This window comes from Streptomyces sp. NPDC050704 (assembly GCF_040654355.1).
Classification (GTDB): Bacteria; Actinomycetota; Actinomycetes; order Streptomycetales; family Streptomycetaceae; genus Streptomyces.
Map to the genome: position 1 here is coordinate 1 of NZ_JBFAHW010000240.1, position 5,091 is coordinate 5,091.

At 70.3% G+C, this 5,091-nt stretch carries 4 protein-coding genes and 3 pseudogenes; 4 read left to right on the forward strand and 3 right to left on the reverse strand.

The features are described from left to right. Positions 1-936 (reverse strand): annotated as a pseudogene (locus tag AB0I18_RS51560) (IS630 family transposase); the annotation flags it as partial. Here AB0I18_RS51560 and AB0I18_RS51565 point away from each other — a divergent pair. Beyond that, positions 909-1,565: a DUF6417 family protein gene (locus AB0I18_RS51565; protein ID WP_363112811.1), complete on the forward strand. Its 657-nt coding sequence runs from the start codon at positions 909-911 to the stop codon at positions 1,563-1,565. The pseudogene AB0I18_RS51560 and the gene AB0I18_RS51565 sit on opposite strands and share 28 nt — an antisense overlap. A gap of 70 nt (positions 1,566-1,635) precedes the next feature. On the opposite strand, the gene AB0I18_RS51570 is transcribed toward AB0I18_RS51565, so the two are convergent. Together AB0I18_RS51570 and AB0I18_RS51575 are read right to left on the reverse strand one after the other, a co-directional pair. Further along, a complete protein-coding gene (locus AB0I18_RS51570; RefSeq protein WP_363112812.1) occupies positions 1,636-2,382 on the reverse strand; it encodes a peptidoglycan recognition family protein in 747 nt (248 codons plus the stop codon). 129 nt (positions 2,383-2,511) lie between these two features. Further along, on the reverse strand, positions 2,512-2,994 hold the full coding sequence (locus tag AB0I18_RS51575) for a peptidoglycan-binding domain-containing protein (RefSeq protein ID WP_363112813.1): 483 nt from the start codon (positions 2,992-2,994) through the stop codon (positions 2,512-2,514). A gap of 132 nt (positions 2,995-3,126) precedes the next feature. Between AB0I18_RS51575 and AB0I18_RS51580 the strand changes: the two genes are divergently transcribed. The 3 genes and pseudogenes from AB0I18_RS51580 to AB0I18_RS51590 all read left to right on the forward strand — a co-directional run. Then, complete coding sequence (locus AB0I18_RS51580; RefSeq protein WP_363112814.1) at positions 3,127-4,116, forward strand: winged helix-turn-helix domain-containing protein; 990 nt, start codon at positions 3,127-3,129, stop codon at positions 4,114-4,116. Between the two features lie 25 nt (positions 4,117-4,141). Next, positions 4,142-4,292, forward strand: a pseudogene (locus AB0I18_RS51585) (cold shock domain-containing protein); the annotation flags it as partial. A gap of 36 nt (positions 4,293-4,328) precedes the next feature. Beyond that, positions 4,329-5,091 (forward strand): annotated as a pseudogene (locus AB0I18_RS51590) (IS630 family transposase); the annotation flags it as partial.

Here is a 5,091-nt window from a genome sequence, read left to right on the forward strand (position 1 = left end):
GGGATGCGGGCGCGTTCTTTGCGTTCGGCGGCCGGGACGTCTCGGTGGCGGGCGTGGGCGTTGCGCCAGCGCAGGTAGGCGTGCGGGGCCCGGGTCTGCACGGTGTGGTTGGGGTGGTGGGAGTTGGTGATGGTGAACTGCCGCAGCGGTCCGAAGTGCGCCTCGATCGGGTTCGCCCAGGAGGCGTAGGTCGGGGTGGAGCACAGGTCGGCCTTGTGTTTCTTCGCCCAGCGTGGGATGTCGGCGCCTTTGTGGGCGGACAGGTTGTCCAGGATGACGTAGATGGGGGCGCCGTCGGGCCGGGCTGCGCGGATCGATTTCAGCGCGGCCAGTGTGTTCGCGGCGCCCTTCTTGCGGTGGTTGACGCCCCACGGGGGGTCGTCGCCGACCGAGTAGCAGCCGTGGAAGTCGCACCCCGTGGGTGGGGTGGTAGGTGGCCGGCAGCCGGTCGGGGTGCTTTTGTCGGGCCCAGCCCGAGCCTGCGGTGGGCCGGATTCCGAGTGGGCTGAACTCGTCGAAGGCGAACACCCGGTCCGGGAAGCGGTGAAGGGCCTCCTCGATCCGGTCCAGCTTCGTCTCGCGGTCGAGGTCGGGGGATTCCTTCCATGTCTTGGTGCGCTGGAAGGTGACGCCCTCCTCGCGGAGCAGGATGCGCAGGCCCTCGTGGCTGATGTCGTCGACCACCCCCTCGGCGACCAGGAAGTCGGCCAGCTTGGCCAGGCTCCAGGTCGAGAACGGCAGGCCGTGCTCGGCCGGCTTGGACTTGGCGATCTTTTTGATCTCCCGGCGCTCGGGGAGGGTGAAGGTCTTGGGGCGGCCGCCCTTGTACTTCGGGTAGAGCGCCTCGAAGCCGTCGGTGTTGAAGTTGTGGATCACGTCCCGGACCCGGTCCGCACAGGAAGATGGAGATGGAGATTGAGATGGCGCTGAGCGCAAAGCAGTTCGCGCTGCTGAGGCAGCTGGAGCAGGCGACGGGGCCGGGCCGGGAGACCTGGTGGGCCGCGCCGGGAGGGGTGGGCCTGAAGGTGGCGGAAGACCTGGCCGCGCTGGGTCTGTGCGCACTGGCCGATGCCGCGACCCTGCGTACGCTGCCGGGGTCGGTGTGGGCTGCGCGGATCACCACGGTCGGCTGCGACGTCCTGTCCTACGCCGACAGTGTGCGGCCCTGGACGAGTAGGGCGCCCCTCCCCCGGCCCCCGGACTGCAGCGCCTCGCTCACCCACGCCAAGCTGGCCGTGCTGCGCCGCTACCTCCATCTGGACGCCCCGCAGATCCCGCCCGCCCAGGGCCTGGACCAGGCGGTCCACCACGCACGGTTCGACCCTGCTACCCGCCGCTGGCTCCTGGACCTCGATGCGCCGCAGGTCGCCTCCCTCACCTACGCCCTGTTCCTGGAACACACCGCCACCGGCACCGCACCGGCCAACCGCTTCGCGCGCACCTACGGACTCGTCTACCATCCCGCCACCGGCACCCGGCCCACCCTCTTCGACGTCGCCGACCGCCTGAACAGCACCACCGGATCCCCCGCCAGCCCGCCCGCCGACAGACCCGCCGCCCCGTAGAAGGGGACCGCCGCACCTCGCCGGGAACCCAGTGGGCGCGGCAAGAAGATGCCCGGTATCGCGGCCCGTCTCAGCCGGCGAGGAGTTCGGCGACCTCCCGGCGGATGTAGGGCAGGTCCGTGTAGAGCGTGCCTGGGCATTCGGTGCTCGCCCAGTCGCGGTGCCCGCCGATGGCCTGCACGGTGCGCACCACATTGCTGACGGGATTGCGGTAGACCACGTCGGCCAGCGGGTCCACCCCGTGACGGCCCGCGAGTTCGGCCAGCAGTCGGGCCAACGAGACGCGTGCTTCCGGGGTTGCGGACTGTGCGGCGAAGGTGCCCAGTAGGGCGATGCCGACGTTCCCGGAGTTGTACTCCCCGATGTGGGCGGCGGTGACCAGGCGGCCCGCCGCGTCGTGCGCGGGCGTTCCGTCGGTGCCCGACCAGCGTCCCTCGTACACCTGACCGGCCGCGTCGATCAGGTAGTGGTAACCGAGGTCGCCGTACTCCGCGGCGTCGGCGCGGTAGATCGCGCGCACCCGGGCGGCCGCCTCCAGGCTGTCGCCGCCGTCCGCGGTGTGGTGGACCGTCAGGGTCTGGACCGGGTAGTAGGCGGGGGGCCAGCGCTCGGTGCCGGTGGCGGTGTGGCGCAGGGCTTCGTCGGCTCCCCACTGGGCGCGGGTGAGCAGCGGGTAGGTGGCGGCCGAGGCCGGGAGCGCTGTCGTGCCCAGTACGGCCGCGGCGCCCAGCGCGCCAAGGAACGTCCGGCGCGGCAGCGGGGAGGGGGATGCGGGGCGTCTGGTGCCCCGTAGGCCTTGGCGGTCCGGGAGGTCCATGGGGTGTGTCTCCCTGTGTGTTCTCGTAGGGGAAGGGCGGTCGTGTGTCGCCGTACGGGCCGCTGCCCGTCCTCCCTGAGGGGAGGACGGGCAGCGGTGCGCGTGTGTGCGGTCGGAGGCGAGACCAGGTCAGCAGCGGTTGGTGCGGGCGAAGTTCCAGAACGCGGACTTGGTCGCGGGCCCGGCGTCCCCGTCGACAGCGAGGCTGGCGCCGTGCAGGTTGAGGTACTTCTGCAGCCCCTTGATCGTGTTGGGGCCGACGATCCCGTCGATGGAGTCGCTGTAGTAGCCCAGGGTTTTGAACAAGTTCTGCGCCGCCTTCCAGCTGTTGGTACCCAGCTGGCCGTCGATGGTGCCCGGGCCGGGGAAACCAAAGGTGCTCGCCCGGTCGCGCAGCAGGCACTGCCAGCTCCTGGCGTGGGCGGTGTCCAGCCCCAGGTTGTTCACGGCGAGCACGCCGATGGCCTCCGTGCTCGCCGCCGACGCCGCCGCGGGCACCGAGGACGAGGCGGGGGCCGCGAAGCTGGTGCCCGCACCGGCCAGGCCGCCGGCGGTGAGCGCGGCGACGGTCGCGGCGGTGACACACGCCCGCTTCATGATCTTCGATCGCATCCGGAAAATCCTCTTCGTCTCGTAGACCGCCCAGTGCTGCACCGGGATTCGAGACGACCTTGTCAGCCTCCTGTGCTCCTTCACATACTTTTACGCGCCAGCGCAAAAGACGAGGCAGACGAGGGGAATTCAATGCTCCGTATCCATTTCACGGATGCCGATTTAGCGCGTGTTCAAGTCGCGTCCAGACCCGATCCACTCTGGGAGATCTACTTCAGCCTGCACCGGCTCCAGGGCCGACGGAACCTGCGGCCCTACGAGCAGTGGCACCGCACCACACGCCAGGCCCTGCACGAGAAGGGACTGACCGCAGCCGTCCGTGAGATGCTGCTGCCGCTCTACCCTCGCGGCAGCTACTTCCCCGACTTCCTCACCCCCGGCGCGGCGGCCGAGGGCCTGCAAGCAGGACTGGAGGCGATACTCTCCGCTCCCCGCAGCCTCGTCCAGCACGAAATCGGAATGCTGGCCAGAGTGAGAAGCGTTCCCTCCTGGACCCGGCGATTAGCCGATACGGAAACCCGCGGTCAATTAGTCGAGACGATCCGGGCCTATCACGGCATCGCCCTTCTTCCGCACCGCGATCTCATGCAAGCGCACCACGACGCCGATCGCTCGCTCCGCGCCCGTGCCCTGCTGGACGACGGCACCGGAGGGCTGCTCGCGGGACTGGGCCCGTGTATCCGCTGGCTGAGACCGACCCTGGAGGTCGACTACCCCGTCGACCGGGACCTGCATCTGCGCGGCCGCGGCCTCACTCTTGTCCCCTCATACTTCTGCCGGGGCACCCCCGTAGCCCTGGCCGACCCCGACCTCCCGCCCGTCCTCGTCTACCCCCTGCGTCACCAGGATCCCGACGACGGCCACACCGGGGCGCCCGCCTCACCGGCCCCGCTCTGTGCGCTCATCGGAGCGACCCGCGCCGCCATCCTCCGGGCCTCCGCCACCGGCGCGACCACCGGCGAACTCGCCCGGCTCGCCGGCGTATCCGCGGCCTCCGCCACCCGGCACACCAGCGTCCTGCGCAACAGCGGCCTGCTCCTCAGCCGCCGCCACGGCCCATCCGTCCTGCACACCCTGACCCCCGCGGGCACCACCCTGCTGAACGCCGACGGGGGCCGGTGAGACATCCGTTGAGTCCCTCTGCGACGAGCAGGACGGCGGCAGCCCGGACGTCTTCGCCCACTACTCCAATCATCGCCGCCCAGGGCTTCCGTGAACTCCAGGAAGGCCAGAAGGTCAACTACGACGTGGCCCAGGGCCAGAAGGGCCCCCAGGCGGAGAGCATCACCCCTGCCTGACCGGCCCTCCCCCACGACGCCCGCCTTCGGTCTGCTCGGCCCGCCAAACTCGGCCAGCCGTTCACCCGCTGGTCTTTGCGCAAGCTCGTCGCCTACCTGCGCAAAGTCCACGGCCGGGTCATCCGCATCGGCCGCGAAGCGTTACGTGGCCTGCTCGCCCGCCGCGGCGTCACCTTCCAGCGCACCAAGACATGGAAGGAATCCCCCGACCTCGACCGCGAGACGAAGCTGGACCGGATCGAGGAGGTCCTTCACCGCTTCCCGGACCGGGTGTTCGCCTTCGACGAGTTCGGCCCACTCGGAATCCGACCCACCGCAGGCTCGGGCTGGGCCCGACAAAAGCACCCCGACCGGCTGCCGGCCACCTACCACCGCACCCACGGGGTGCGACTTCCACGGCTGCTACTCGGTCGGCGACGACCCCCTGTGGGGCGTCAACCACCGCAAGAAGGGCGCCGCGAACACACTGGCCGCGCTGGAGTCGATCCGCGCAGCCCGGCCCGACGGGCGCCCCCGTCTACGTCATCCTGGACAACCTGTCCGCCCACAAAGGCGCCGACATCCGACGCTGGGCGAAGAAACACAAGGCCGACCTGTGCTTCACCCCGACCTACGCCTCGTGGGCGAACCCGATCGAGGCGCACTTCGGACCGCTGCGGCAGTTCACCATCACCAACTCCCACCACCCCGACCACACCGTGCAGACCCGGGCCCTGCACGCCTACCTGCGCTGGCGCAACGCCCACGCCCGCCACCGAGACGTCCCGGCCGCCGAACGCAAAGAACGCGCCCGCATCCG

What these genes read in the sequence shown, in the direction of transcription:
- AB0I18_RS51580 (WP_363112814.1), top strand. Translation starts at nt 3,127, where the DNA reads ATGCTCCGTATCCATTTCACGGATGCCGATTTAGCGCGTGTTCAAGTC.
- AB0I18_RS51575 (WP_363112813.1), bottom strand. Translation starts at nt 2,994, where the DNA reads ATGCGATCGAAGATCATGAAGCGGGCGTGTGTCACCGCCGCGACCGTC.
- AB0I18_RS51565 (WP_363112811.1), top strand. Translation starts at nt 909, where the DNA reads ATGGAGATTGAGATGGCGCTGAGCGCAAAGCAGTTCGCGCTGCTGAGG.
- AB0I18_RS51570 (WP_363112812.1), bottom strand. Translation starts at nt 2,382, where the DNA reads ATGGACCTCCCGGACCGCCAAGGCCTACGGGGCACCAGACGCCCCGCA.